This window comes from Paenibacillus kribbensis, assembly GCF_002240415.1.
GTDB classification, from domain to species: domain Bacteria; phylum Bacillota; class Bacilli; order Paenibacillales; family Paenibacillaceae; genus Paenibacillus; species Paenibacillus kribbensis.
Genome location: NZ_CP020028.1, coordinates 3,633,784 through 3,659,825 on the forward strand (window position 1 = coordinate 3,633,784; position 26,042 = coordinate 3,659,825).

At 44.9% G+C, this 26,042-nt stretch carries 27 protein-coding genes and 1 tRNA gene; 4 read left to right on the top strand and 24 right to left on the bottom strand.

Going from position 1 to position 26,042, the window contains the following annotated elements; translation table 11 throughout:
- Nucleotides 1-153: 153 nt before the first annotated feature.
- The 13 genes from B4V02_RS16080 to B4V02_RS16140 all read right to left on the bottom strand — a co-directional run bounded on the left by B4V02_RS16080 (nt 154) and on the right by B4V02_RS16140 (nt 12,967).
- Entirely contained in the window at nt 154-810 is a 657-nt protein-coding gene (locus B4V02_RS16080; RefSeq protein ID WP_094155566.1) for a 3-oxoacid CoA-transferase subunit B, read from the bottom strand.
- Nucleotides 803-1,471, bottom strand: coding sequence for a CoA transferase subunit A (locus tag B4V02_RS16085; RefSeq protein WP_094155567.1), 669 nt, complete (start codon nt 1,469-1,471; stop codon nt 803-805). The genes B4V02_RS16080 and B4V02_RS16085 overlap by 8 nt, the downstream gene beginning before the upstream one ends.
- Nucleotides 1,472-1,512: 41 nt before the next feature.
- Nucleotides 1,513-2,253: an acetoacetate decarboxylase gene (locus tag B4V02_RS16090; RefSeq protein WP_094155568.1), complete on the bottom strand. Its 741-nt coding sequence runs from the start codon at nt 2,251-2,253 to the stop codon at nt 1,513-1,515.
- 79 nt (nt 2,254-2,332) lie between these two features.
- Complete coding sequence (locus tag B4V02_RS16095) at nt 2,333-3,517, bottom strand: acetyl-CoA C-acetyltransferase (RefSeq protein WP_094155569.1); 1,185 nt, start codon at nt 3,515-3,517, stop codon at nt 2,333-2,335.
- Nucleotides 3,518-4,123: 606 nt separating this feature from the next.
- Nucleotides 4,124-4,822 carry an SDR family oxidoreductase gene (locus B4V02_RS16100; protein ID WP_094155570.1) on the bottom strand — a complete coding sequence of 233 codons (699 nt, stop codon included), beginning with the start codon at nt 4,820-4,822 and terminating at the stop codon, nt 4,124-4,126.
- A 246-nt stretch (nt 4,823-5,068) separates the two neighbouring features.
- Nucleotides 5,069-5,641 carry a TetR/AcrR family transcriptional regulator gene (locus B4V02_RS16105; RefSeq protein WP_094155571.1) on the bottom strand — a complete coding sequence of 191 codons (573 nt, stop codon included), beginning with the start codon at nt 5,639-5,641 and terminating at the stop codon, nt 5,069-5,071.
- Nucleotides 5,642-5,741: 100 nt separating this feature from the next.
- Nucleotides 5,742-6,755 carry an NADP-dependent oxidoreductase gene (locus tag B4V02_RS16110; RefSeq protein ID WP_094155572.1) on the bottom strand — a complete coding sequence of 338 codons (1,014 nt, stop codon included), beginning with the start codon at nt 6,753-6,755 and terminating at the stop codon, nt 5,742-5,744.
- 164 nt (nt 6,756-6,919) lie between these two features.
- Nucleotides 6,920-7,999 carry an alkene reductase gene (locus B4V02_RS16115; protein ID WP_094155573.1) on the bottom strand — a complete coding sequence of 360 codons (1,080 nt, stop codon included), beginning with the start codon at nt 7,997-7,999 and terminating at the stop codon, nt 6,920-6,922.
- Nucleotides 8,000-8,045: 46 nt separating this feature from the next.
- A complete protein-coding gene (locus B4V02_RS16120) occupies nt 8,046-8,798 on the bottom strand; it encodes an SDR family NAD(P)-dependent oxidoreductase (protein WP_094155574.1) in 753 nt (250 codons plus the stop codon).
- A 196-nt stretch (nt 8,799-8,994) separates the two neighbouring features.
- Nucleotides 8,995-9,780, bottom strand: a complete 786-nt coding sequence (locus B4V02_RS16125) for an SDR family NAD(P)-dependent oxidoreductase (RefSeq protein ID WP_094155575.1) — start codon at nt 9,778-9,780, stop codon at nt 8,995-8,997.
- Nucleotides 9,781-9,953: 173 nt separating this feature from the next.
- Nucleotides 9,954-10,532, bottom strand: a complete 579-nt coding sequence (locus tag B4V02_RS16130) for a TetR/AcrR family transcriptional regulator (protein WP_094155576.1) — start codon at nt 10,530-10,532, stop codon at nt 9,954-9,956.
- A gap of 366 nt (nt 10,533-10,898) precedes the next feature.
- A complete protein-coding gene (locus B4V02_RS16135; RefSeq protein ID WP_094155577.1) occupies nt 10,899-11,936 on the bottom strand; it encodes an aldo/keto reductase in 1,038 nt (345 codons plus the stop codon).
- A gap of 946 nt (nt 11,937-12,882) precedes the next feature.
- Nucleotides 12,883-12,967 (bottom strand) — tRNA-Leu (locus B4V02_RS16140).
- A gap of 217 nt (nt 12,968-13,184) precedes the next feature.
- On the opposite strand from B4V02_RS16140, the gene B4V02_RS16145 reads away from it, so the two are divergent.
- Nucleotides 13,185-13,721, top strand: a complete 537-nt coding sequence (locus B4V02_RS16145) for a YhjD family protein (RefSeq protein ID WP_094155578.1) — start codon at nt 13,185-13,187, stop codon at nt 13,719-13,721.
- Between the two features lie 141 nt (nt 13,722-13,862).
- Here the strand turns inward: B4V02_RS16145 and B4V02_RS16150 are convergent, their stop codons facing one another.
- The 5 genes from B4V02_RS16150 to B4V02_RS16170 all read right to left on the bottom strand — a co-directional run bounded on the left by B4V02_RS16150 (nt 13,863) and on the right by B4V02_RS16170 (nt 16,385).
- The gene (locus B4V02_RS16150; protein ID WP_094155579.1) at nt 13,863-14,192 is read right to left on the bottom strand and encodes a carboxymuconolactone decarboxylase family protein; all 330 of its coding nucleotides are present in this window, start codon (nt 14,190-14,192) and stop codon (nt 13,863-13,865) included.
- 118 nt (nt 14,193-14,310) lie between these two features.
- Nucleotides 14,311-14,535: a hypothetical protein gene (locus B4V02_RS16155; protein WP_007429851.1), complete on the bottom strand. Its 225-nt coding sequence runs from the start codon at nt 14,533-14,535 to the stop codon at nt 14,311-14,313.
- Nucleotides 14,536-14,673: 138 nt separating this feature from the next.
- Nucleotides 14,674-15,018: a hypothetical protein gene (locus B4V02_RS16160; RefSeq protein WP_007429850.1), complete on the bottom strand. Its 345-nt coding sequence runs from the start codon at nt 15,016-15,018 to the stop codon at nt 14,674-14,676.
- 103 nt (nt 15,019-15,121) lie between these two features.
- Nucleotides 15,122-15,694, bottom strand: a complete 573-nt coding sequence (locus B4V02_RS16165; RefSeq protein ID WP_007429849.1) for a xanthine phosphoribosyltransferase — start codon at nt 15,692-15,694, stop codon at nt 15,122-15,124.
- 85 nt (nt 15,695-15,779) lie between these two features.
- Nucleotides 15,780-16,385, bottom strand: a complete 606-nt coding sequence (locus B4V02_RS16170) for a DedA family protein (RefSeq protein WP_007429848.1) — start codon at nt 16,383-16,385, stop codon at nt 15,780-15,782.
- Between the two features lie 140 nt (nt 16,386-16,525).
- Between B4V02_RS16170 and B4V02_RS16175 the strand changes: the two genes are divergently transcribed.
- Nucleotides 16,526-17,632 (top strand): YkvI family membrane protein, encoded by a 1,107-nt coding sequence (locus tag B4V02_RS16175; protein WP_007429847.1) that lies wholly within the window; start codon nt 16,526-16,528, stop codon nt 17,630-17,632.
- On the opposite strand, the gene B4V02_RS16180 is transcribed toward B4V02_RS16175, so the two are convergent.
- A complete protein-coding gene (locus B4V02_RS16180) occupies nt 17,629-18,753 on the bottom strand; it encodes a glycosyltransferase family 4 protein (RefSeq protein ID WP_094155580.1) in 1,125 nt (374 codons plus the stop codon). The two genes, B4V02_RS16175 and B4V02_RS16180, sit on opposite strands and share 4 nt — an antisense overlap.
- Nucleotides 18,754-18,948: 195 nt before the next feature.
- Between B4V02_RS16180 and B4V02_RS16185 the strand changes: the two genes are divergently transcribed.
- Entirely contained in the window at nt 18,949-20,142 is a 1,194-nt protein-coding gene (locus B4V02_RS16185; protein WP_094155581.1) for a GGDEF domain-containing protein, read from the top strand.
- A gap of 87 nt (nt 20,143-20,229) precedes the next feature.
- Here the strand turns inward: B4V02_RS16185 and B4V02_RS16190 are convergent, their stop codons facing one another.
- Nucleotides 20,230-21,015, bottom strand: a complete 786-nt coding sequence (locus B4V02_RS16190; RefSeq protein WP_007429843.1) for a pseudouridine synthase — start codon at nt 21,013-21,015, stop codon at nt 20,230-20,232.
- A complete protein-coding gene (locus B4V02_RS16195) occupies nt 21,012-22,625 on the bottom strand; it encodes an RsmB/NOP family class I SAM-dependent RNA methyltransferase (RefSeq protein WP_094155582.1) in 1,614 nt (537 codons plus the stop codon). The genes B4V02_RS16190 and B4V02_RS16195 overlap by 4 nt, the downstream gene beginning before the upstream one ends.
- Before the next feature lie 163 nt (nt 22,626-22,788).
- On the opposite strand from B4V02_RS16195, the gene B4V02_RS16200 reads away from it, so the two are divergent.
- Nucleotides 22,789-23,316, top strand: coding sequence for a thioredoxin family protein (locus B4V02_RS16200; protein ID WP_094155583.1), 528 nt, complete (start codon nt 22,789-22,791; stop codon nt 23,314-23,316).
- Nucleotides 23,317-23,402: 86 nt separating this feature from the next.
- Here B4V02_RS16200 and B4V02_RS16205 read toward each other — a convergent pair whose 3' ends face one another.
- From B4V02_RS16205 to B4V02_RS16215, 3 genes are read right to left on the bottom strand one after another with little or no spacing between them, the layout of a single operon-like run.
- Entirely contained in the window at nt 23,403-23,972 is a 570-nt protein-coding gene (locus B4V02_RS16205; RefSeq protein WP_094155584.1) for a DUF309 domain-containing protein, read from the bottom strand.
- Nucleotides 23,973-24,785, bottom strand: a complete 813-nt coding sequence (gene yjbM, locus B4V02_RS16210) for a GTP diphosphokinase (RefSeq protein WP_094155585.1) — start codon at nt 24,783-24,785, stop codon at nt 23,973-23,975.
- A gap of 35 nt (nt 24,786-24,820) precedes the next feature.
- Entirely contained in the window at nt 24,821-25,915 is a 1,095-nt protein-coding gene (locus B4V02_RS16215) for a quinone-dependent dihydroorotate dehydrogenase (protein WP_094155586.1), read from the bottom strand.
- Nucleotides 25,916-26,042: the final 127 nt, after the last annotated feature.

Below are 26,042 nucleotides of genomic sequence, written 5' to 3' on the forward strand. Positions count from 1 at the left end.
ACTTTTCTTACCTGGATTGCATTACGAAGGTCGTCTATATCGGCTGCCTGTGTTATGGGACGAAGCAAGCTTCGGCCGAAACTCCACAAAAAAAGCTCTCAAATCTCCATTTAGGAAATTCAAGAGCTTGTAAAATCGTAAGTATGATAACCTTTACACTGCGATGGCCTTCAGATGTGGTGAAACGATCAGCTCAGCCTCTGTTGCCATTTGAACATCTTCCACTGTCAAACCCGGAGCAATTTCCTTCAGCATCAGGCCTCTACCCGGAATAACATCGATGACAGCCTTTTCGGTTACGATGGTCTTTACAACATTTACAGCGGTCAGGGGGAGCTTGCATTGTGTCAGTATTTTGGGCGCCCCATTTTTGTTCACATGCTCCATGGCTACAATCACTCTCTTGGCTCCGACCACCAAATCCATGGCTCCTCCCATACCCGGCACCTTTTTCCCTGGGATCATCCAGCTTGCCAGATTGCCTTTCGCATCGACCTCCAGGGCGCCCAAAACGGTGATATCCACATGCCCTCCGCGGATGATGGAAAATGAAAGCGCACTGTCAAAAAAGCTTGCTCCTTCCACGGTTGTAACGTAGTTCCCGCCTGAATCGATACAATCGAGTCTTTCTTTTCCGGGAGCCGCTTTGGGACCAACGCCGACGATTCCGTTCTCTGCCTGCAGCATAATATTAACGTTATCGGGGATATAGTCCACCACCATTGTAGGCATTCCAACACCAAGGTTGACAACTTCGCCACTTTTGAATTCCTGGGCTATTCTTCTAGCAATTAATTCTCTATTATTCATTATATTCACCCACCTTTACAATCGCATCGACAAATATTCCGGGAACGTTAATATGATTGGGGTCAATTTCCCCCGACTTTACGTATTCGTCTGTCTGAGCAACTACATACTCTGCCGCTGTAGCCATAACCAAATTGAAGTTGCGTGAAGAACCGTTGATGACAAGATTCCCCGCTTCATCAGCTTTATGAGCTCTGATTAGCGCCACATCCGCTTTGAGCGGGAGTTCGAGCAAATATTCCCTTTCGTCAATTTCTATTTTCTTTTTTCCTTCCTCTACAATGGTGCCTACACCTACAGGTGTTAAAACACCGCCCAAACCGGCTCCTCCTGCGCGTATTTTTTCCGCGAGCGTGCCTTGCGGAAAGAGTTGGACCTCCGCTTCTTTCGTCATAAGGAGCCTTCCCGTTTCCGGATTGGAGCCGATATAGGATGCAAAAATCCGCTTTACTCTGCCGCTTTTTACAAGTTTATAGATCGATAATTCCGGTGTGCCTGTGTCATTGGATATAACCGTAAGATTGCTTGCGGAATTTGTGTCGACAAGCGCACGCACCAGGTCCTCCGGAAAGCCTCCTGCCAGAAAACCTCCGACCATTACCGTGTCTCCGTCTTTGACCTTCTTAACTGCTTCTTCAGCGGAGATTACTTTGTTATTCATGGTTCCTTCTCCTTATATATATATTTTTAGCAAAGCAAGCCTTATTGGAGATAATCGTAGAGGACTCTCCCATATGGAAGCGTTAAATCGGCAATAAAATGTTTTCCGCCAATATAAGATTTAACCGGCAAATCTGCCACAGGAGCGTTGACATGGGGGATCAGGCTTAATCTGGCAGGCCCTGACCAGGCTCCTTTTACAGTAATATTTTCGAGATTATACGCCACTAACTGAGCAATTTTGGGGCTACCATCAACATCAGGAATCAATTTTAAATTAACCTGCGTTTTTGCGATGGCTTTAGCCGTTTCCTGTTCATCAAGCATGTTATATTTGAAAGGCATCGTTCCCATGGCCACCAGGACGTTATTATAAAGCAGTGTACCCGTCAGTGTCTCCGTTTCCTCAACGCTCAGGCGGGGCTTCGCCCATTTTTTCGGAAATCCCCAAATTTCACGTCCCCCAAGAATAGCAGGCGCGTTATCCAAATACATTTGGGCCACAAAATTACAGGGTTCTCCATGAAAAGTACACGGAATGACAATACCGCTTTCCTCATAGCTTCCTAAACCGGATGAATCGGGCATCTTGATCCATTCATAGGAAACCGTATTGCTTCCATCCGGCTGAAGAGGTTCCGGGACCGCCTGTCTAATCGCAGCGGGATCGGATTCATAGGTAATGATAAAAAATTCCCGGTTGATGAAGCGGCATGGCGGGCGTCCATAACTGGCGCTGGCCGCAGGCATGGATTGGAGTGAAAGTACATCTTTTTGATTCATAACGATCTCCTTTCCTTTTGAGAGGTAGTCCAAAAAGTTAGCTTTTTATCACAAAGTGGATTCGTGTCGAACACTCACTTTAAATGAGTGCATTTTCAACCAGCATCGCTATTCCCATTCCCGTTCCGATGCATAACGAGGCGATGCCGTAACGTGAAGATCTTCGCGCCATTTCATGAACCAACGTAACCAAAATCCTAGCACCGCTTGCACCGACAGGATGCCCGATCGCGATCGCGCCGCCATTGACGTTCACCTTCTCCGGATTGACCCCAAGCTCTTTCATTACCGCTACTGCTTGTGCGGCGAACGCTTCATTAATTTCAAAAAGATCAATGTCATCGATGGACATTCCCTGTTGCTTAAGAAGGGTCGAAATAGCTTTCACCGGTCCCATTCCCATATATGCAGGGTCAACGCCAACAAGTGAATAACCCTTGATATATGCCAACGGCTTTAACGCATGTTCCTTGCATTTGTCTTCCGATACTACAAGCATAGCTGCCGCGCCATCATTGATTCCTGAAGCATTTCCGGCGGTAACCGTTCCGTTCTCCTTAAACGCAGTTTTTAAAGTAGCAAGTTTTTCTTTCGTTGTATTTCCTCTTATGTGTTCGTCCTCTGTGAAATAAATCGTTTCTTTTTTGGTTTTAATCATGACCGGAACAATCTGCTCATCAAAAACCTTCTTGTTTTTTGCTTCTGCAGCCTTGATCTGGCTTTCAAAGGCAAATTCATCTTGCTCAAGTCTTGAAATTCCATATTTTTCGGCAACATTTTCTGCGGTAATTCCCATATGGTAATTGTTGATCGGGCACGTTAGGCCGTCGGCCACCAGGGAGTCTACCAATTCACCGTTGCCAAGCTTGTAGCCGTTTCTTGCATTTCTTAGCAGATAAGGGGCGTTCGACATGCTCTCCATGCCTCCGGCCAATACGATGTTTCCTTGTTCCGCCAATATTGAATTGTAGGCTAAAGCGACGGCATGAAGTCCAGAACCGCAAACCGTGTTTATCGTTGTTTCGGGTACACCGATAGGGATACCGGCTTTTAGGGCCGCCTGTCTGGCAGGATTTTGTCCATTGCCCGCCTGAAGAACATTTCCCAAATAAATTTGATCAATCAAATCAGGCTCTAATTTACTTTGCTGAAGGCATGCTGTCATCACGGTTGCTCCCAGTTCAGGAGCGCTTAGGGGCGCAAGGGTTTTGTTAAAAGAGCCGACCGCTGTTCTTAACGGGCTTACTAAAGCTACTTTTTTCATAAAAACTCACATTCCTTTCGCTGTGTTCAAGACACTATACATCCATGACTGCACTTCAATTCGTAATTTCCACTCTTCACTTACGAAACGTAGCGATTGCAAAATACATTGGCATGCGAGCATATCATGGTGCCTAAGACGGTGAGTGTGACGATTCGATCGCCTTCTTTCTTTCATTGGAAATAAGAACCAGTTTCATCATAGTTCCAATACGAATTTTGCTCAATGTTCAAAAAAATACATATTTTTCTATAAGGATATGTATAAAGCTATATACTCCAACATAAACAGGCCATTCTAATGTTTTCTGTTTATTTCTTTATTTTTCTGAAAATCATGATCATAAATTGAATTTGCTGTTAAAAATGAAATTCCTAATCAACACGTGAAAAGACGAGGCCAATCGCCTGAGTTTGCCTTTAAATATTCATGATCTTCGTCATAATTGTGCCCGCTTGCTTCTTGTTAATGGTGTCACCCCAATTACGTAAAAAAGCTCCTGAATCTCCACAGAAGGAAATTCAAGAGCTCTTTCATTGCTATATCCTCACTTCTTCATACGCAAAGAGAATTAATTTGGCTGTTTGACCGTCGCCCCTTAACGTATTAGGATAGCTGTGGGTATATCGCAGCAACACCGCCGGCGAGATTGCTTTGAACAGTGCGGCTTACGTCGTCGGCGACAATTTCAAAGCTATCGCACTCTATACCATCAATAGCAATTTTTGCAATATCCGCGGGGTTGGATTTGGGAGCTTCAACACCTGCCGTCATGTCTGTATCCATAAATCCCACATGCAAGCTGGCAACTCTCACATTTTGAGGATACAGATTTAAGCGCAGTACGTTTGTCAGTCCCCACTCCGCTGCCTTTGCAGCCGTATACGCGCCTTCATTTCCCATACTAACCCAAGATAATACGGAAAGAATATTCAGAATTGAACCCCCGCCATTCTTTGCAATATTAGGTGCGAAAGCACGAACCATGGATAGTGTACCAAAGACGTGTGTATTAAACTCCAAATGTATTTTATCGAGATCTCCGTCAAGCAAAGAAGCGCCTGTAGACGTGCCTGCATTATTGATCAGAAGCGTAACATCCTTAGCTGCCACGGCAGCTGCAGCTACCTCTTGAGGGTTGGTAATATCAAGTTTTACAGGTATTACACCAGGAATGTCAACGGAATCCGGATTTCTTGCACCAGCATAAACCTTAGCCCCTCTGGATAGAAGTTCAAGCGCAAGATGGCGACCAAGACCTCGGTTCGCACCCGTGACAAAGGCTACTTGTTCAGAGATATTCATTTTTATGTGCTCCTTTTATTGTTTTTGGTTACAACAGATTATAAAAGAACGGTCATTCTAGTAAAGTTAAAAAAATAAATACTGGTATTGTATCTAATAGTTTCTATGCCATTTCATTTCCCCTCATCATCAATATAACATATCGAGAACGATTGGTAAAGAATTTTTTCTTGCATAATTCGTTATTAAAGCACCACTGATCTTCGCTATTCAGATCAGCGGCTTTAAGATACATATTTTTCCTTTTCAATCTAAAATGCTCAGTGCGGTATTAATAATACCCGATAGCTTCTCTTGATTAGTTGCTGTTTTGACCATCGTACGTAATCCTAACCAAACATTCATGAAGTAATGAGAAAGAGCTTCAGGGTCAAGACGAGCTTTGATTTCACCTGTTTGTTGACCAAAAAGGATAAGATTATATAACGACTTCTCCATTTTTGAATAGCTATCTTCAACAAAGGAGGAAACTTCTGGATCTAATACTCCCAGCTCCACACCCGAATTTACGATGAAACACCCTTGGGGTTCTCCTTCTTTCTCTAGCGAGTATTCAAAAAATTGTCGAATTAATTCCTTAACCGGTTCTTGCTTCTCAACCAATAATCTCATTTCGTTACTTTGAATAGCCTCGTATCGTTTGAGTGCATTCATAAATAAAGCATGCTTATCCCCAAAAGTATCATAGATGCTTCTTCTATGAATTCCCATAAAGTCAACCAATTCTTGCATCGAGGTTTTCTCGTACCCTTGCATCCAAAAGAGTTGTACCGCTTTATCTAATACTTCATTCACTTCAAATTCTTTATATCTTGCCATTATCATCACCTCATGCATTCATTATACATTTAAGTGAATTGAAAAACAGTTCAATTGCCAACTTTATGTTGTTGATTCTCCCGCTCGTATTATGTCACCCTTAAAAATTAATAATAACCTTCCCTTTTGGACGTCCATTTGCGACTAATTCTAGCGCTTCATTTACGTTGTTTATGGTAAATATTGTTGGATAAATTGGTGGAACAATGTTGTTTTTTTCAATGATTTTGGTAATTTCTTTTAGTTGTGCGCCGTCAGAACGAACGAAGATAAAGCGGTATTCCACGTCATGTTTCTTGGCTTTGTTGTCATACTTTGCGCCAACAACAGAAAATAGCTTTTGTTTCCACCATGGAAAATTATTGTCTTCTGCGAAACGTTTATTGGGTCCTGTACGGAGAGAGAGCAATCTTCCGCCCGGTTTAATGATTTTTAATTCATTGTTAAATTCTTCGGCTCCCAAGGTATCAATCACATAATCGACATTCGACAACAAGTCAACATAGTTTTCTTTTGTGTAATCCAAATATTGGTCTGCACCAATCTCCAAAGTGCGTTCGCGTGCTTGTGCGTTGCCACTAACAATGACATTTAGACCCATTGCCTTTGCGATTGGGACAGCCATTTGACCAAAGCTACCCGATCCACCTGGAATGAAAACAGATTTACCAGACCGTGCCTCAAGTTCTTCATGCAGACCTTGATACGCTGTGAGTCCAGTCAATGCTGCAGCAGCGGCTTCCACGTAGGATAAGTTTTTTGGCATAAGAGCAATAGCCGCAGCATCAATTGCTGCATATTCCGCAAAAGCACCAATTTTTTTCAGTGGGAGACGTGTATAGATATCGTCTCCTACGTGAAAATCTGTCACATTTTTTCCGACTTTTTCGATAACGCCTGCCAATTCATTACCAAGCGTTAATGGGAAATCATAATTTTGAATCAGTTTCACGCTACCTGTGATAACTAACATTTCGAGTGGATTGACCGCCGCGGCTTTAACCTTTACCAAAACTTCGTTGTCATTGATTTCTGGAATTGGAATATTATTAACTTCCGCATGGATCTTTTTTGAGTACTCGGTGATCTGAGCTGCTTTCATGAGTGTTTTCATTTTTATTCATCACCCTTTCTTTCTGCTCCAATTTCTTCGACAATAGCATTCACTACTTCAGTTAGAAAGCGAGTGCGATATTACAAGTCGATTACTCACGGATAAGTTTATGGCGTACAATTTTTAGTTGTACGCCATTTCTTAGCATTACTGCTGAGCTATACTTACCCCTTCTGAGATTCTAATTCTTTCATTGTAGGATAATCCGTATAGCCCTTGCTTCCGCCACCAAAGAATGTTGCAGGATCTGCTTCATTCAACGGCGCACCTTTTTGAAGTCGTTCCACTAAATCTGGATTAGCCAATGACCATACACCAACGGGTACCAGATCAGCAAGACCACTATCGATATCAACGCTAAGATCTTCCAGTGCCCGTCCAGCCCGATTTACTAACAATGGATTCGTCCATAGGGAACGAATGTCTTGAAGCAGTTCTTCGTTTCCGAGGTGCATAATATGAAGGTAAGCTAAATTCAATTTAGCTAATTCTTGCGTCAGGTAACGGTAAAGATCAGGACCTTGTTCACCATCTTGAATCCCACCAAGAGGTGTCCCTGGCGAAATACGGAAGCCTGTTCTCTCTGCTCCAATCTCGTCAATGATGGCTTTTGCTACTTCAATGGCGAAGCGAGCACGATTTTCTATAGAGCCACCATATTCATCCGTCCGCGTATTCGAACTTTCTCCGATAAATTGATTAATCAGATAACCATTTGCTCCATGAATTTCAACACCATCAGCTCCTGCTGCAATAGCTGCCGCCGCGGCTTTACGATAATCTGCAATGGTCATTTGAATATCTTCTTTACTCAACTCACGTGGTACGGGAATGTCCTGCATGCCTGTAGCCGTAAACATTTCTACTCCTGGTGCGATTGCAGAAGGTGCAACGGGCTGCCGATGATGGGGTGTATTGTCGGGGTGCGACATACGACCGGCATGCATTAATTGGATATAAATATATCCGCCTGCTTCATGCACTGCATCTGTAACCTTTTTCCACCCTTCAATATGCTTTTCCGTATAGATCCCTGGTGTCCATAAGTAACCTTGACCATCATCTGACGGTTGTACACCTTCAGTAATAATAAGTCCCATGGATGCGCGCTGGGCATAATAAAGGGAAGCCTGCTCTCCCGGTGTACCATCTTCTTGTGCTCGACTACGTGTCATTGGCGCCATCGCTAACCGATGAGGCAATTCCATTTTTCCAATTCTTGTTTTGCTCCATAATTTCCCCACTTTTATTCCTCCTACTCAAATCAGTTGCACAGATGTACAATTGGATTTAAAATTCTGAAATTATCGGATAGATTTGCCCTCTCAAATTGAAATCATAGTTCTGGTCTACAATTCCTACCACTTCGTTGCTATCATAAAGATCCACCATGAATCCCGCCATTTGCTTGGCAGTATGATACTTGGGCATGTTGGCTTTGTAATCATAATCTTCGACATCAATTGATTTTTTCACAAATTCAGTTTCCGTGATGGCTGGTGCTAAAATTTTCGCCTTTAACTTTGCACCTTTCAGTTCCAGTTCTTTGGCAAGCCCTTCAGTGAAGGCACTAACATAATATTTCGATGCAGAATAAGCAACACTGCCTACAGCGATAGCATATCCAAGTGCTGAAGATACGTTAATTAACTGAGTACCTTCTACATCAGCATAGTCTCTCACATATAGTGTAGAAAGAATGGTCAAGGATTCGATGTTAACACGCAGCATAGTCTCCACTTTTTCCAGCTTCTGATCAGCAACAAAGGAGCCTTCTCCAAGCCCTGCATTATTAATCCATGTCTCGATTTGATATTCCTTTAAATCGTTATACAGGGTATAGGCCTGATCAGTAACCGACAGGTCACTTGTAAGAATAACAACGTCTAAATCAGAATTTATTTCCTGAATTTTTGATTTAAGCTCTTCTAATTTATCCAATCTTCTAGCTACAATAATCAGGTTTTTGCCCCGAGCCGCAAACGCCAATGCTGTCTCATAACCTATTCCTGAACTTGCTCCTGTAATAACTGTATACTTCATACGATTCTCCCTTTTAAGAAATATTGTTTTGATAATTGAAGAATGATCATTCTATTTTAGTGATAAAAGAACGGTTAGATCTAACTTGGACTAAGCATATCATTTCTAGAACGATCAGTAAAGTATTTTTTATAAGAGGTAATAGTCTCTAACTTTTTATACTTATGCATTGCTTTGGATGTTATAGAAAATCAGGTCAGTGTCCCGTTCTGTTTTGTGTGGATCTAACCATACGAGTCACCAATTTGCGTGGCAGCAACCTCGGAATGAGCGACATTAATCGGTTTCGAGCCCCTGGTATGATGATTGTCTTGCCGCGTAAGAAGCCTCGATACCCTTCCTCAGCCACCTGACCCGCCTCCATGATAGCACCACTCTGGAACAGTTTCGAATCACCCATACCCGAACGATCAACGAAGCCGGTTGACGTAAGTCCCGGACATAGCGCCGTCACAGTCACACCCGTGCCGCTCAGCTCGTTTTCAAGAGCCTCGGTGAACGACAGCACATACGCCTTCGTCGCGTAGTAAATCGACATCATAGGTCCCGGAAAAAAAGCCACCAATGAAGCCACATTCATCACGCCCCCTTGACCCCGTTTGACCATATCTGGCAAGAACAGCTTCGTCATAATCGTCAGAGCCTTTATATTGACATCAATCATATTCGTCTCTTGCTCCAACTTCGTCTCCAAAAATGTCCCGTACAAACCGAAGCCGGCATTATTGACAAGATAGTCAACGACGATCCCCTTCTCCTTGAGCTCCGCGAAAATCTCCTCCGGTACGCCGTGTGACGCGACATCCTTGGCGATGACCGTCGCTTGGATGCCATGTTTTTTCCGATATTCCTTCGCAAGCTCCAAAAGCTTCCCCTCACTACGCGCCACCAGTACTAAATTAAATCCATCCTTGGCGAAACGATCCGCCAACTCTTTACCAATCCCGCCCGATACTCCCGTGATAAGTACAGTTTTTCTCATCTTACAAGCTCACCTCTTTTTTAGTGTAAACGTTAAACTGTTTTGCATCGTTTTCTAACTCGGATTGTTCATTTGAATGTTAGTTATCCGTACAAACCGAATTGTCAAGAAGCTAAAAAGACTAAACATATGGGAATGATTATTCTAGTAATGCCAAAAAAATAATAATCTAATTATTTTTCTAAAGTCCTCATTGATATGTTGGCTATACGGTGAAGTTTCTCTCTGGGAATCGAGGTTCTTGCCATACTCCTCAACCCAACCCCTACATTATGCAGATATTCCGCCAATTCCCCGGCGTCGTAATCAGAGGTGAATTCACCTTCCCGCTGCCCCCAAAGGATTATTTCCTTGAGCAGTTGCTCTGCTTTTGTGAACGCCTCAGTAGACTTGTCATTAACATCGGCATCGCGCGCAGCCAACTCCACCGCCGAATTTACCATTAAGCAGCCTGAAGGCGAGTCCTCTCCCCCACAGATCAGGATGCCAACAACAGATTGGAGTGCTTCCATAGCAGTTTTGGAGCGTTTAACTCCTCTTGAAAGAGAAGCACTGATTTTACTGTCATAACGATCCAGCGCCATCAGAAAAAGCGTATGTTTGTCTCCAAATGTGTCATATAAGCTTCTGCGATGGATTCCCATATGCTTAACCAGATCTGTCATGGAGGTCTTCTCGTAGCCCTGTTCCCAAAATAGCCGCATCGCCTTATCCAATACCTCGGTTTCATCAAACTCCTTATTTCTTGACATCTCAGTTCCCTCCTGTTAATAATTTAACATATTGAGAACGATCAGTAAAGAAAAAACATATTACATACGCTTTGTCATCCTCACCATTAGTACAGCATTAGATTTAAAGCTGTAGGAACGAAACGTTGAGGAGTTGGCATCGAATTGATGCCATAAGCTCAGTATTAGTTCTGATGCTGTACTAATATGCTCTCATTCCCATCAATTCATGCATTGAATCTTTTCCATAACCTTGGCCAAAACAGATGCATTGCTTTACCTCATTAACTCAATTGAATGATAAGCAGCTTGAAAGTAAAACATTAAAACATAAAATCAAGCATTTCCGCTTGATTTTATGTTTTTAGAGTTGCAATCTTAATATGTTTACTCTTTGATTCTTCGCTTGTCTGCTTCTAACCAATCAGGAGTCCATCCTTTTTCCATTGCATCCAGGGTCACACCTGGTGGAACAATCGTATCTATCGCATCAAGTACATCATTGCTTAATCGAATGTCACTACCTTTAAAGGTTTCCCGGAGCTGCTCGATCGTTCTAGCCCCAATAATAGCAGAAGTTATGGAAGGATGGGATTGTGTAAATGCCATGGCAAGATGCGGTAAAGTTAACCCCGCTTCATCTGCTAGTATTTGAAGCTTTGCTATGACTTCAAACTTGGTCCGGTTTTCTTCCCGATTAGGGTCAACAATTGATTTTAAGCTTCCCGCAAAGGTGGCTGCTCTTGAGTCGGAGGAGTACGATTCCCCAAATCGGTATTTACCAGTTAATAAACCACCTGAAAGTGGGCTCCAAACCAAAACGCCCATTCCGTATTTTGCTGTGGCAGCAAGCAAATCGAATTCAATACTTCGGTTTAAAATGGAATACGGGGATTGCTCAGAGACAAAACGTGCTACATTTTTGCGTTCGCTAGTCCATTGAGCTTCTGTTACTTGCCATGCTTGAAAGTTTGATGTGCCAATGTAGCGAATCTTCCCTTCTCTGACCAGATCCGTAAGCGCATCAAGAGTTTCTTCAATATCGGTATGAACATCCGGCAGATGTAGTTGATACAAATCGATATAATCGGTCTGAAGTCTTCGTAAACTATCCTCTACAGCTCGTTTAATCCAATATTTTGAGCTTCCAGATTGATTGGGTCCACTGCCCATGGGAAAACCACCTTTAGTGGCCAGAAGTATATCCTCCCTGCGTCCTTTTAGTAGTTCACCTAAAATTTCTTCTGCTTGACCACTTGAGTAGACATCCGCAGTATCGATCAGGTTGACTCCTGCAGCCAAAGCTTCATCCAGAATGGGTTCACACTCTTTCTTCGTGTTGTTTCCCCAAAAGCCAAATGTACCAGTACCTAATACAAAACTGCTTACTTTAAGACCTGTATTACCTAATACACGATATTCCATCTTCAATCATTCCTTTCTGTTCGTTAATATTGTTAGTTTCTTTTTATTCAAAATTTAGAACAATCATTCTAGTATATGGACGGAACTTTCTCTATCCTTTACATGCCCAAGAGTTTGCTCCACTGGAATCCCTGGGGCGTTAAGGTTCTAATAGAACAGATTCCTCTACCATAACCAATAGGAACAGGTTGTACCAGGCCTCCTCTACTTGATCTGGATCAAAGCCTGTACCTTTCTTAACTGTTCATCCTTTTTTGTGCTACTCACAACATTAAAGAATGATCATTCTAAAAAACGAGCAAGTAACTATTTCCTTAAGAGGTAGCAACTGCTATCTCAATAAATCCTTCACTTCTTGCCATTACATTCTCCTTTCTCGCGTCATCAGTATAACATATCGAGAACGTTCGGTAAAGAAATGATTTTTATAGTTCTTTGTTCATCGACAATGATCACAACTGACGCTTTCCTCTTTCCGATATCGCATTGATTCCCATACACTGCGCCACTACATTCTTTTCGGTGAAAATTCTCATAACTTATTCAGCTCACATACTAACAGCAAGGAGTTTAAACCATTACTACAAACACACATTCTTAGAGTACACTGCATCAACATAAATAGAGCCGAACCGGCCATCGATACCTTTACTGTGCCATTACTTATATAGCTTTTTGGTCATTCTTATACATATTATGACAAGCCCGACATTCATTTCGTGAAAAAAACGACACAAATAGAATTGCAACTTCCATTTTTTTATTTTTTAATAAATGTTTCCTTTTTTTGATTCTGCTCCCCATTTATATAACAGGGAGCAGTCAAGAACACATGTTGTAGATTTCTCCTCTCTGCCCAAGTCATGAGCAACAGCTTGAATCTGCAACCCACGTAAAAAAGGCCCGTAATTGCCTCAGCAATTACGAACCATGATTGTTAAATTGATGCGGTCGAGAGGACTCGAACCTCCACGGGGGGTTAGCCCACACGGACCTGAACCGTGCGCGTCTGCCAATTCCGCCACGACCGCATATATATTGTCGAATCTTCGAAAGATAACTTTCTTAGCGACAAGATAGATCATACCATGCTCACATCAAGATGTCAAACCTTTTATATTTTTTTATCCCCTTGATAAATAAGGAATAATGGATTAAAATAAGAACATAGGTTCTCAAGAAAGTATGTTCTATGTTCATTCAGCCAAATATGCATTATCACCATATTCCCTAAGGCGGTGAATGGTTATGATCTCTTCAGCTACTGCTCAGAATGAATTGTCTCTTGTGAAAAGTTATTTGCTTCTTACCTTTATTCAAAAAGTATTTGAGCGGGACAGTCTGATTCTTGAAGAGAGCGGTGTTCTGAAAACACCTGGTCTTTATGTCGAAATGATCAACGCAGGAGTAGATCGTACTGGAATCTTACTATCGGAAGTAAAACATGAATTCAATAAATGTCAGATTCGTGTTGTGGATATACAACAAAACCTCTCAGGCGTTTACGCCACCTATATAAGTAATGGAAATAAAAAGCAGTTCAGTATGGCTATGCCCGTATTCCGCAAAGAAATGTATGAGCGAATGCGCGCTTATCTGGGGCTCTCAACCTCTATGCCTCATACAGCTGCCCTTCCTTTACCTGAAAAACATCGCCCCATTCCAGATAGCCGCTCAGCTACCAAGCCTCTACGGTTCGCTGAACGGAATCTGGTTCCCCCTTCCTCGGCCTATAAGCGTAAATCGCTTCGCCCTGCTGCTTCTGCCACAAGCGGAAGTGCATAATCCCCGCACGGCTCGCAAGCAAAAGAAGCTTCCGCAAGCATCAACCGTGCTCGGAAGCTTCTATGCATAATTGTCAGCTATAAGTATCCATTTCTACCCGCTATGAGCGGGTGTATGATGAATTTCCATACATCATTCGCTTTATTGCAGCGCCTTCTGTACACGTGTAACCCCTTGGCTAAGTGCGTGTCCTCCGCCTACCGCTGCAGCTACAGCGATGGTTTCCATAATCTCCTGATCACTGGCTCCCTTGGATCGGGCCTCGTCCACATGATAAAAGGTACATACCTCATTGTTAGCAAATAAACCAATGCCGAGCGCAATCAGTTGCTTGGTTTTCTCATCTAGACTCCCGGCTTGAAAGCACTCTCCGGTGAAACGATGATAGGCATGAACTACCTCCGGCAGCTTATTTTCCAAATGGCTAATTTGATCCTTGTAGGCATGTACTTTTTCATTCATAACCGTCATTGACACAGCACGTCCTCTCATGTTGAGTTATTCTTCATTACTGTGTCCGGTTTGGAGTTTCTGTATGCCTGATGAGCCATCAAGTTATGATATTCAACCACATTTGAAGCACATGCTTCTAATTATCCAGTTCTACCGGATTGTGACGCGGCTCACTGAACGGCTGATATGTATAACTGCGATCCAGCTTGACCACACGTCGATTCTGGCGGCGAATAAGCACTTGCTCATCATCCCACGCCAGAACAATACCAATGACATCGTTGGACTCCAATCCATCCCGCACGACACGCACTTTCTCACCGGAAAGCCGATAGGCATCCAATTCTTCATCTAAAATCATCCTGTTCTCCCCCTTTACACACTTTTTGGCACAACGATCAGCACATATATAATTAAAAAGCTTAAAAAAGAGACCTAAACGAATCATCTAGGTCTCTTCTCTCTTACTACTTATATGGATTGCCAACAGAGCGACAAATTATCCCGACTGATTTACACTGTGATCATGTTCTTTTGTATCATTCTTCTCGTACCAGAAGTCCAGCACTTGTGCAGACAACACTCGCTGATCTACATACTCCACTTGATGGGCAGTAAATTCTTCTTTCCAAGAGAAGGACAATTCCTCGCATAGGTTAACCAACGTCAACAACTCTGACCAGGCCACATAGCGTTTATACCAAAAAAACTGAGGATGTTCAATCATATAGGGATACAAATCGTCGAATTCCGTATGCTTACAATCCAAGGCGCGTTCAAAATGTACTTTAGCCGCTGCCAGTTTTTCCAGAAAAAACTGTTCGGTCAATTGTTCTTTCCCCATGTTGCTGCCTCCTCTCCCAAAACCTTATCTATATTATAAGCGAAATTAAGGTTCATGCAAAGGATATTATTACAAATAAGGATCAGGAGCAGCCGAATTGTTACTATTCAGCAAACTCGATCTTACCGTCAGCCAGCGATGTGATTTTGACCAATGACTCTACACGAATGCCCTGTTCGCGAATTGTTCTCGCTCCAGCTTGGAAGCATTTCTCCACCGCGACACCGAATCCGACCAGTTCGGCTCCCGAACGCTGAATGATTTTAACCATGCCTCGCGCGGCATCGCCATTGGCGATAATATCATCAATGAACAACACACGATCCTGTTCGTGAATAAATTGACGGGATAGCATAATATCCGTGACAATCCCTTTCGTAAACGAAGGTACGCGTTCGCACAGCGCGTCCGGATCAGCCAATAAAGTCTTTTTTCGACGAGCAAATACCAACGGTACACCCAACTCCAGCGCTGTGGCAAAGCCGACGGCAATGCCTGAAGATTCCACGGTCACGACTCTGGTGATTTTTTCTTCCCGGAAACGGGCTGCGAACTCTCGTCCCATTTCCATCGTCAGTTCCGGGTCAACTTGGTGGTTAAGCAAACCATCCAGCTTCAACACCTGATCTGACGCAATCACACCCTCATTTAAAATTCGTTTCTTTAATACTTCCATTTCATGACCTCCCAAGGCATTCCTATGCGGTAAAAGTACCATACTTCACCTGCCGCTTTCAAGCCAAAGCCTGCTTTCCAGATGGTCATGTAACATTTTTTTTACGCTTGTTCCAGAACCATGCGGTGATTCCACCCAAAACGATCAAAAGAATGACGACCAAACCTACCCGATGCGTCACCTTCTCCATCAGCTTTGCCACCTGTTCCCAGTGCATGCCCACCGCATGTCCAATCCCCAGAAACGTACCGCACCACAGCAGCGCTCCTGCTGATGCATAACTGATATAGCGAAAAACGCTTAGACGGGTTGTACCTGCCAAATATGAGGACACATGTCTCAGGCCGGGGACAAAATAACCAAACAGAATCCCCCAGGTGCCGTAACGTCCGAACCAATTTTCGGAAGAAGCAATCCTGGAGGGGGTAAGCCTCACCCATTTACCGTATCGGTGCAACAGCGGCTTGCCCAGCAGACGACCCAGCGTGTAGCTGAGCATCATTCCCGTCATACTCCCGGAAAATGTAACTGCCAGCGCTGCGATAAAGTTGTAGTGTCCTTGAGACACGAGCCCGCCGAAGGCGATCATCAGCACTTCGTCAGGGATCGGCATACCAGCTACTCCAAGGGCAAGCAAGCCGAACATTGCCAAATATCCGTATTCTAGTATCCATGCAAGGATTTGACCCATAAATTACGCTCCCGTCAAGCTATTCATTGAATTCACTATAATTATTTCAGTATCATCCAGTCATGTCCCATTTCAGTTGAACATAGTTTGTATTATATGCTCACTGTAGCGTTATTCAAGCGTGCAAGGAGGGACTGGGGATGAAACGTAATATTCATGTTTTGCAGATTGCTTTTACATACATCGGTACAATCGTCGGTGCCGGATTTGCTACCGGACAAGAAATATTGCAATTTTTTACGCAGTATGGACGGTGGGCTACACTCACGATTATTCTGTCCACAATCATATTTGTATGGCTGGGTACGAAAATGATGCTAATCGCTCATGATATTTCAGCCAGGTCCTACGAGGATCTGAACAAGCACCTTTTTGGCGCCAAGGCCGGAAAATGGATCACCTGGTCCACGCTCACTGTGCTGGTCGGCGTGAACAGCGTCATGCTGGCAGGAGCCGGCTCCGTTTTTGTGGAGCATCTTCATCTGCACTACCAGACTGGACTGCTCATTACACTGATCGGAACTTACTTGCTGCTGAATAAAGGCATTAAAGCGATTCTGCATATGAACACCATTGTTGTCCCACTGATGATTACCATATCTCTTCTGCTCGTTCACAGCACACTGTCCATGCCAAATCCGCAGAGCTTTATTACGAATACGACAGATCACAGTACATTACGGACATGGATTTCTCCACTCCTGTACACGTCCTTCAATCTGACGATGGCACAGGCCGTGCTTGTCCCGCTTGGCAGCCAAACTTTCTCCCGCAGAACCATTCGTTGGGGCGGCATTTTGGGCGGAATTGGCGTCGGGTGCATGCTGATGGCTGCACATTTTGTCATGTCAGCGCATATGCCTGGCATTCAGCAATTTGAAATTCCGATGGGCAGCATTGCTTACCAGTTGGGCTCGATGGTCGAAATTATATACATTGTACTTATTTTTATGGAAATCTTCAGTACCTTTGTGGCCGACATCTATGGAATCAGTCTACAAATTCGTCAGCATATCCAAATTTCGCCCAAGCTTATCACATTATTCATTATGCTCACATGTTTTCTAATCAGTCAGTTCGGTTTTAGCTCACTGTTATCCGTCCTCTATCCTATTTTCGGAATGCTCAGTCTGATGTGGATTAGTAAATTAATTATGGCAGGACGCAGGAGACCCTTTCACTCCTCACGTCCCCACTCCAGCTTTCGGCATTCAGATTCCAAACCCGATAATACGCGCCATGGTTAACGTGGAAACTTCAAATACATTTTCTTCAGCTCATTAACCGCCTTACTCAAGGAATAACTTGATTTAGCCTTTTCGCAGGCAGATCTAGCCAGTTCGTAACGATAGGCAGGATCTGCAATAACCTTTTCCAATGCGTCTGCCAGTGCCTTCGGATTGTCGGGTGGCACGAGCAGACCATTTACCCCATCCTCAATTTGCTCCGGTATTCCCCCCACCTCTGTACCGACCAATGCCAGACAGCTCAACGCAGCTTCCGCAAATACGGAACCAAAGGCCTCTGCCCGCGAAGGCAGAACGAACACATCAAAAAAAGGCATAAATTCTTCCGGATGAAGAGTATATCCATAAAAAATCGTCTCATGGTAAATATCCAACTGACGTGCCATCTCTTCCAGCTCAGGGCGAATCGGACCGTCTCCGATAATATGAAGGACATAGCTCTGATTTCTTTTTTTCAATTCAGCACAGGCCTGGAGCAATATATCCAGTCCTTTGGCCGGAACGAGACGGCAGACTGTGATCAGCTGTGTCACTTCATTATCGTGTGGGATAGGCTTAAAGCGCTTCTCATCGTATCCATTCGGAATGACCACAATATCTTCCGGATTCTGTACATACGGCGCTAAATAATGCTTGAAAGAACGAGATACCGCAATCAGGCGGTCTGCCTTATACTCCATTTCTCGATAGAGCGATATCAGAAATTGATGTTCAGGCCCGTGTTCCTCTATTTTACCGTTTAGAATGAGCTCCTTCTCATAAGAAGAGTGGATCGTCTGCACAAGCGGGATGTCAGGAAAAACATTTTTCATGGCGATCCCGGCAATAGGATGATGAGCATGAATAAGATCATAGGGCTTCTGAATGCGAAGCCGGGTCCACCACAAATAGTCACGGTACGTCTGGATATATTTTTGTACAACTGGATACTGTCCATACTGCGTCCAGTCAAAGGTTTCAAAGTTTACTTCATCCCTACCCTTGTTACGAATCCGTTTAGGGATAGAAAATAGCTCCATCTCCCAACGGGGAGAAGCAAATCGCTCTTGCAAATATGGAATCATAGATGAAACGCCGCCCGGTTGCTCGGGTGGGAAAAAGAGAGCCTGTAGCAATTTCATGACGTGCTTCCCCTTTCAAGCCATTGTACTGACCGGAACACAGGTTGTATGTATAGGTTTCCGGATTTTCTGAAAGATGATATATTGAGAATAAATATTAAGTACAAAAGAAAATTATAACATTTTAATTGGGATCAATCCTGTCTATTGTATCGGAACGATATCGCCCGTTCAATAGATTTACTATCAAGACAGATGGAGTCGGTGACATTGACGTTGTTGTCCTTAATGGGAACATGGGGTTTCCCATCTTTAGCCGGGGCCGTAACTGCAGCCTGCGGTTTGTATATTATACTCATGATGGCGCTTATGTGCGTGATCATATATAGCAGACAACGAAAAAAAGCCTATATTCTTTTTTCCGTTGCCGCTATTTTTATTATGACATATGAAGCCATGAATCTCTATTCGGCGAGTGGAGGCAAGATGCTGCTGCACGGAATCGTGTGGAAAAATACGCTGGAGGCATTTGCCTTCATGCTCATCAATGCCGCCGTATTTCAACTCTATCGAAAGCTAAAACGTGCGGAAACATGGACTCTGCTGTTACTGGGCGCGTTATTGATATTGCCGGTTCTTGCCTGGACTTTCAGCCTGCTGCCCGCTTGGATCAGCGCAGCAAAGCTGGTGGATTTTACTCTGTTTTATCGAGTATTGGTGCTCATACTGAGTATGGTGTTCATCACCCCGAGAATCGGCCAGCCCAGAAAATTTACAGTCGGCTTGCTTCTGTATTTGCTCTGGCTTGGTTGTCTGTGGCTGGGAAGTGATATCCCTGTAGAGGAAGGCGCGGAAAATACAGTTCTGTGGATGTCATTTTTGCCGCTGCTGTATTACACCACGTTGTTTATCATTCTGTTTGAACGGATTGTGGAGCTGCTGCAAAGGATTTACCGTTCTTCCATCACAGATGGTCTGACGGGTCTGTACAACCGCAAATACTTTTCGGGACGACTGCGACGATACATGGAGCAGGGAATCCGCGTATCGGTCATTTTTTGCGATATCGACAATTTCAAAAAACTGAATGATACACAGGGGCACGCCCGCGCGGATGAAGTGCTGAAGCAGGTCGCGCAGATTATGGAGGATGAGCTGGATGAAATCGGACTGACCGGGCGTTATGGCGGCGAGGAACTGGTGGCGATGGTTGTGGATCGACGTGCCAAGGTCGAACAGGTCGCAGAACGCATTCGCAAGCGGGTCGCCGAGGAAAGCATCGTGACCATCAGTGTCGGCCATAGTACAGTCAAAAATGAAATGGACCCGGATGAACTGGTCAAGCAGGCGGATCAGGCGATGTACATATCCAAAACGACAGGTAAAAACAAGGTTACAGCTTATAAAGCAACAGAAGTGAAAAAAAGCCGAACAGCAAAGGCACAATAATTTGAGCCCTCATCCGTTATCTATATGATATAAAATGACGCACAGCGAACTCTAATATGAGCCTGTGCGTCATTTTATTGCATATCCTCATGAAGTCTCCGAGGTTGCAGATGCCAAATCCCGCCCAATCCATGCCAGCTCCTCGTGAGTCAGCTCACGATAGCTGCCCAGCGGCAGCTGTTCGTCCAGCGTTAACGGGCCCATGGCCGTTCTTTTAAGATAGGTCACCTTTTTACCAACCGCCTCGAACATACGCTTCACCTGATGAAATTTCCCTTCATGGATCACAAGCGAAATATAGGAAATGACTTCTTTATCCGCCTGCTGCAGATGTTCGTGCCGAAGAATGGTCAGCTGAGCGGGAAGGGTAACATAGCCGTCGTCCAGCTCCACTCCAGCAGCAAACTGATGAATATCCTCTTCCGTGACATGACCCGATACGGTAGCTTCATACGTTTTGGGGACATGACGTCGTGGAGACAATAGTTCATGCGCCAGCTTGCCGTCGTTGGTCAACAACAAGAGCCCTTCTGTATCTTTATCCAATCGCCCTACTGGAAAAGGCTCAAAATGTCGTTCCTCCGCACTCAGCAAATCCAGCACCGTCCGTTCCCGCGTATCCTCGGTTGCAGAAATTACACCAGGCGGCTTGTGCAACATAATATAAATATACTCCCGAAAAACAACACGTTCCCCATTCACTTCGATCTGATCGTTGTACGGATGAACCTGCAAGCCGCTATCCTTGATGGTTCGACCATTCACCGTAATGATCCCTTGCTTCACCTGTCTCTTGATATCACTGCGCGAACCATATCCCATATGGGTTAAAACTTTGTCCAAACGCTGCGTTTGTCTGCCCTTTTCACTCATACCGATGTCCACCTCCAGCCTGTTGGATATTCATTTTTGAGCATACCGTCCTGCCACTTTCCCCATCCGGCTGTATATCCATCAATACATATGAGAACGTAGCCTTTGGGCTGTGCGTCGTTCTTCAATGTGATTCGCTGAACCGGGATGGATAAGGTTTCACCCTTCAAATAACGGATCGCTTCAGCATCTGAACTGGAGAGGTTTATGCTTCTAACCGCCTCAGACGGACGCAAAGCTACCGCTAACGGGTGTGAAGGGACAAATCGACCATTCTTGTCCGTTCCTATAAACCAGCCTGGACGCACTACTTTAAGGCCGTTCAGACGATGTGAGGCCAGCGGCGACTGATAGATGCGATCTCCATAGACGACCGTGTAGCCTGTAAATGATATCTCAAGCTGCTCTTGTACAAACTGGCGATAGGACTCCATCACATCATGCGATGTGCGCGCAACCTTTACAGCCTCTTTGCCAGAACGGGACTTGCTACCCTCAAAGCCGCGTCCGGACGCTCCTTTACCTGGCTTCCCATCCATTCCTTTTTTATTTCGTTTAGCATCTCCACTGGCATACCTGCTCTGTCCGTTTCGAGCCAGCGATTCCTCGACAGACAAATGCTGTTCCCTACGTGGCCGTTCTGCATCCATGTTCAAAGCCTTTTCTGCCACAGCGGCACGACTACCCTGATGCTGCAATACAGCGATAAAATGCCCCTCGCCCTCTACAAGATGCGGCCAGAGGCGTGCCGTCCCACGCAGCTCAGGGTGGGCTGCCGCAACCGTTTCACTCACCCATTCCGGATGTCCTGGTGCAAAGCCTGCTCCTGAAGGAACAGGAATAACCTCAAAATCAGGGTGAGCCGCCAGAAACTCTGCGATCATCCCCTCATTTTCCTCCGGTGCAAAGGTACAGGTCGAATAAACAATCCTTCCCCCGTCGCTCAACATCGAAGCCGCTACGCGCAAAATGTCCCGTTGCATGACCACACATTTTTCCACAGAGTGCGTTTCCCATTGCTTCGCCATGTCCTCATCCTTGCGGAACATGCCTTCTCCCGAACAAGGCGCATCAATTAAAATCTTGTCAAAAAAATGAGGAAAGGCCTCGGCGATCCGGTCCGGGCTTTCATTCAATACCACGGCATTACGCACACCGTATAATTCCACATTTTTAGCCAACGCCTTGGTTCGTTCCGCGCTAATATCATTCGTTACCAATACACCGCTTCCTTGCAGCTTGGCGGCTATTTGAGTCGATTTCCCCCCCGGTGCAGCGCACAGGTCCAATACAGTCTCATCCACAGCTACATTTAGCAGTTCTACCGGAGACATTGCACTGGGTTCCTGCACATAATACAGCCCCGCATGGTAGTAAGGATGCAACCCGGGCTTCGTACCGTGCGGAATGTAAAAACCTGTACTACACCACGGTATCGGACGCAGCTCAAATGGCGAAATCGCCTTAAACGCCTCCACCGGAATTTTTAATGTATTGACTCGTATTCCCGCATGTGGCGTATGCTCATAAGCAGCCATAAAAGCTTCAAATTCGTCACCAAGCAGTTGCTCCATGCGCTTCACAAATGCTGTAGGAAGCTGTACACCCATAATCGTAATCATCCTGTCCTGTTAAAATAAAATTAATTGTACCATAATCGATCCGTTATGCCGCAATAATGCTGTGGTTTACAAACTTTCACTACACACTGTAATGTTGTATAATAATGAGATTCTTAGCTACATATTTTGAATTTTGATAGGAGAGATTATATTGAACGCCCAAAAATCCAACAAGAAGAAGCTTATACCTGTCATTGGCTTTTTTGTTGTGCTGGCCATTTTGATTGGAGTGCTGCTTGCTTTAAATTCAGGCACTAAAAACAATCTGTATGGCGTATCCACAGCTTCTTTAAAGCCAGCCACTCAAGAACTGCTGAATGATCCGAACTATCAGCAGATTATTAAGCCAGAAGATCTGAAAAGCAAAATTGATAATAAAGAAAGCTTTTTCGTATATCATTTTGCCTCCGACTGTGTTCATTGCCGCGCCACTACTCCCCAGCTAATGCCTTTGAGCAAGCAGGAGAATATCACAATGCATGAGTTTAACCTGCGCGAGTATGAGGACGGCTGGGACAAGTACAACATTCAATATACGCCTACGCTAGTCTATTACGAAAAAGGCGTGGAAAAGGATCGTATGGAAGGCGGCTTGAAGGAGGACCCTTCTGACAACGGCTTTACACTTGACGATTTCAAAGCCTTTTTTGAAAAATATAAAAAGAACGTGACCTCCTAGAGGACGTTCGCACATTCTGGAACGATAAAGCAGCCCGATCCCCTCAAAATGGATCGGGCTGCTTGCTTATTATGATGCGCTTCGAATTACGTCGCGTCCTTCGTTTCGGGCGAGGCTATGCAGGAGTCGTCAGCGCCCAGTCTGCGCCTGATTGAAGCTTCCAGCGCCTGCTGACGCTGCTTATGCTTTTCCCCACGCTGCGGGCTTCGCTGCTGCGGGATATTGGCGGGAATGAGCGGCGATGCATTCTCTACGGCCTGGCGTAACGCGGGCTCGACGATTTCAATCGTCAAATCCCGATAAACCGGTGGCCGATGTTGAAGATCTTCCTTGACAGCGGCAACAAATTCGGCTAGCTGACGGGCACAAACACGTGCTTCGTCCACCAGCTTCAACATATTAATGCCCAGCGCCTGCGGTGGAGCATGTTCCAGCCTGTGTACCGCACTGTCCAGCATCATATGCCCACCACGATAGTTCCCATTGCGAAAATGAAACAGCCCAACAGCTATTTGCAGTAAACCTTTATATACAGGGTCACGGTCCAGCTTAAGCCACAGCTCTTCCAGTACCTCATGACATTCAAAATAATCCCGATCCCGATTGAAGTATACCAAGTATGTCACGTACAACGGTTCATAGGAAAGGTTCACCATTCATTGTTCATCCCTGTCTTCTTCCTTGGTTGAAGATTCCAGCATCTGCTTGACTTCATCGTGAAGCTGCTTGATTCCTTCCATATCGTGTTGCTCCCACAGCTCATTAAACCTGCGCTGTGCCTCAATCGTTTCGCTAATCTTATGGTAAAAATACAAGCGATGCATACCTGTCAGCACTTTGGAAACGATATTTGCTTCATCCTCAAATTTTTTCTGTGCTTCCAATATTTCAAGGCGAATGGAAGACATCTCATTATCCAATACAAAGGCTGCTTCAGCGGCCTTTTTCAACCGTGCCCGCATTTCATCCGGCAAGCTTTCACGATACTTATAGCTGAGTGAGTGCTCGATGGTGGCCCAGAAATTCATAGCCAATGTACGGATCTGAATTTCCGCCAGCACAATTTTCAATCCCAGCGCCGTTTGCACCGGATATTCTACAATCATATGAAAGCTGCGGTAGCCGCTATCTTTATAGTTGGTGATATAGTCCTTTTCATATAGAACAGTCAAATCCTTGCGCCCTCGAATGTACTCGGCTACCCGCCGAATATCCTCAACGAATTGACACATAATACGGATGCCCGCAATATCCTCGATTCCCGTCTCCAGCTGATCAGGAGAAACCTGCAATCTTTTCGCTTTATCGAGGATGCTTGATATTTTTTTAACCCGTCCGGTTACGAATTCGATAGGAGCGTATTCCTCGCGCTTCTTCAGCTCCGCACGCATTGTTTTGAACTTGACCTTAAGCTCCTCCACCGCCTGATCGTATGGCAGCAAAAATGTTCCCCAGTCTCTTCCGTCCATCCCCGTACCTCCTGTCTCTTCCGATACCACATTTTTTATCTGTGATCTGCACCAACAGCCTCGGTTATGTGTCTAAAGCCGTCCTTTCGAAGCAGTTCACGCAGACCGGCGTGTAAAGCCCGGTTGACTTCCGGTCCCTCGTAGATCAATGCTGTATAAATTTCAATCAGGCTCGCGCCTGCTTTAATTTTGTCATAGGCATCACGGCTGGTGAAAATACCGCCCGATCCGATAATAGGCAGCTTCCCCTCCGTCTGGCGGTATACCCGCCCGATAACCTCTGTAGAACGGTCACGCAGCGGCTTGCCGCTCAGTCCTCCCGTTTCGCTCGCATTTCGGTGTGTCAGACCAGCCCTGGATATTGTTGTATTGGTCGCAATAATACCGTCCACTCCACTGGCAGCAATCGCATCCGTCATATATTCCAGTTCCTCATCCGATACGTCTGGCGCTATTTTAACCAGCACAGACTTGGCTTCGCCAGACTTGGCCGCCTGCACGCCCATCTCTGCCCGAACCGCTTCCAGCAATGATTTCAGTTCACTGCCATGCTGGAGCTTACGCAAATCCGGTGTATTCGGGGAGCTAATATTCACTACAAAGAAGTCCGCATATGGATATAGCGCGGATATACACTTTTCATAATCCTTATGTGCATCCTCATTGGGCGTGGTTTTGTTTTTGCCAATATTAACAGCGACCGGAACGGGCCGATGTTTGAGTGCAGCCAATCGTTCGGCCATACTCTCCGCTCCCAGATTGTTAAAGCCCATCCGATTGACCAATGCCTCATCGGGAGGCAACCGGAACAAACGGGGCCGATCATTTCCGGGCTGTCCGACAGGTGTCACCGTGCCTACTTCCATAAATCCAAACCCAATCGAGGAAAAGCCGGCAACCGCTTCCGCATTTTTATCCAATCCCGCAGCCAGTCCAATCGGGTTGGGAAAATGAAGGCCGAACAGATCAACGGCAAGGTCCTCCGTTTCCTTGACTCCGTACATGCCTCGCAGCGTTGCTGCTCCACCGGGAAGCGCCCCCGCGTACTTTAAGCCACCAATGACTACATGATGGGCCGTTTCCGGACTCATTTTGAAAAAAACAGGTTTTGCAATCCTTCGATACAACACGTTATCATCCACTCCGTTCTATGCCCTTGCACATTCCTAAAAAACATCTTTACAAAATAGTTTAGCTTTTTCCATACCAAAAAGAAAGTAATTTGCGAGGTACGGCAGCAGAACCATTCAGTTGTCA

Coding starts and splice junctions, on each gene's coding strand:
- B4V02_RS16195 (WP_094155582.1), bottom strand. CDS start 22,625: ATGGGTGTACAGCTTCCTACAGCATTTGTGAAGCGCATGGAGCAACTG.
- B4V02_RS16130 (WP_094155576.1), bottom strand. CDS start 10,532: ATGTCAAGAAATAAGGAGTTTGATGAAACCGAGGTATTGGATAAGGCG.
- B4V02_RS16085 (WP_094155567.1), bottom strand. CDS start 1,471: ATGAATAACAAAGTAATCTCCGCTGAAGAAGCAGTTAAGAAGGTCAAA.
- B4V02_RS16185 (WP_094155581.1), top strand. CDS start 18,949: ATGGAGTCGGTGACATTGACGTTGTTGTCCTTAATGGGAACATGGGGT.
- B4V02_RS16090 (WP_094155568.1), bottom strand. CDS start 2,253: ATGAATCAAAAAGATGTACTTTCACTCCAATCCATGCCTGCGGCCAGC.
- B4V02_RS16170 (WP_007429848.1), bottom strand. CDS start 16,385: ATGGGTCAAATCCTTGCATGGATACTAGAATACGGATATTTGGCAATG.
- B4V02_RS16105 (WP_094155571.1), bottom strand. CDS start 5,641: ATGGCAAGATATAAAGAATTTGAAGTGAATGAAGTATTAGATAAAGCG.
- B4V02_RS16205 (WP_094155584.1), bottom strand. CDS start 23,972: ATGGTGAACCTTTCCTATGAACCGTTGTACGTGACATACTTGGTATAC.
- B4V02_RS16160 (WP_007429850.1), bottom strand. CDS start 15,018: ATGGGGAAAGAACAATTGACCGAACAGTTTTTTCTGGAAAAACTGGCA.
- B4V02_RS16125 (WP_094155575.1), bottom strand. CDS start 9,780: ATGAGAAAAACTGTACTTATCACGGGAGTATCGGGCGGGATTGGTAAA.
- B4V02_RS16145 (WP_094155578.1), top strand. CDS start 13,185: ATGATCTCTTCAGCTACTGCTCAGAATGAATTGTCTCTTGTGAAAAGT.
- B4V02_RS16100 (WP_094155570.1), bottom strand. CDS start 4,822: ATGAATATCTCTGAACAAGTAGCCTTTGTCACGGGTGCGAACCGAGGT.
- B4V02_RS16175 (WP_007429847.1), top strand. CDS start 16,526: ATGAAACGTAATATTCATGTTTTGCAGATTGCTTTTACATACATCGGT.
- B4V02_RS16135 (WP_094155577.1), bottom strand. CDS start 11,936: ATGGAATATCGTGTATTAGGTAATACAGGTCTTAAAGTAAGCAGTTTT.
- B4V02_RS16155 (WP_007429851.1), bottom strand. CDS start 14,535: ATGATTTTAGATGAAGAATTGGATGCCTATCGGCTTTCCGGTGAGAAA.
- B4V02_RS16110 (WP_094155572.1), bottom strand. CDS start 6,755: ATGAAAACACTCATGAAAGCAGCTCAGATCACCGAGTACTCAAAAAAG.
- B4V02_RS16080 (WP_094155566.1), bottom strand. CDS start 810: ATGAATAATAGAGAATTAATTGCTAGAAGAATAGCCCAGGAATTCAAA.
- B4V02_RS16190 (WP_007429843.1), bottom strand. CDS start 21,015: ATGAGTGAAAAGGGCAGACAAACGCAGCGTTTGGACAAAGTTTTAACC.
- B4V02_RS16095 (WP_094155569.1), bottom strand. CDS start 3,517: ATGAAAAAAGTAGCTTTAGTAAGCCCGTTAAGAACAGCGGTCGGCTCT.
- B4V02_RS16180 (WP_094155580.1), bottom strand. CDS start 18,753: ATGAAATTGCTACAGGCTCTCTTTTTCCCACCCGAGCAACCGGGCGGC.
- B4V02_RS16165 (WP_007429849.1), bottom strand. CDS start 15,694: ATGGAAGTATTAAAGAAACGAATTTTAAATGAGGGTGTGATTGCGTCA.
- yjbM (WP_094155585.1), bottom strand. CDS start 24,785: ATGGACGGAAGAGACTGGGGAACATTTTTGCTGCCATACGATCAGGCG.
- B4V02_RS16120 (WP_094155574.1), bottom strand. CDS start 8,798: ATGAAGTATACAGTTATTACAGGAGCAAGTTCAGGAATAGGTTATGAG.
- B4V02_RS16150 (WP_094155579.1), bottom strand. CDS start 14,192: ATGACGGTTATGAATGAAAAAGTACATGCCTACAAGGATCAAATTAGC.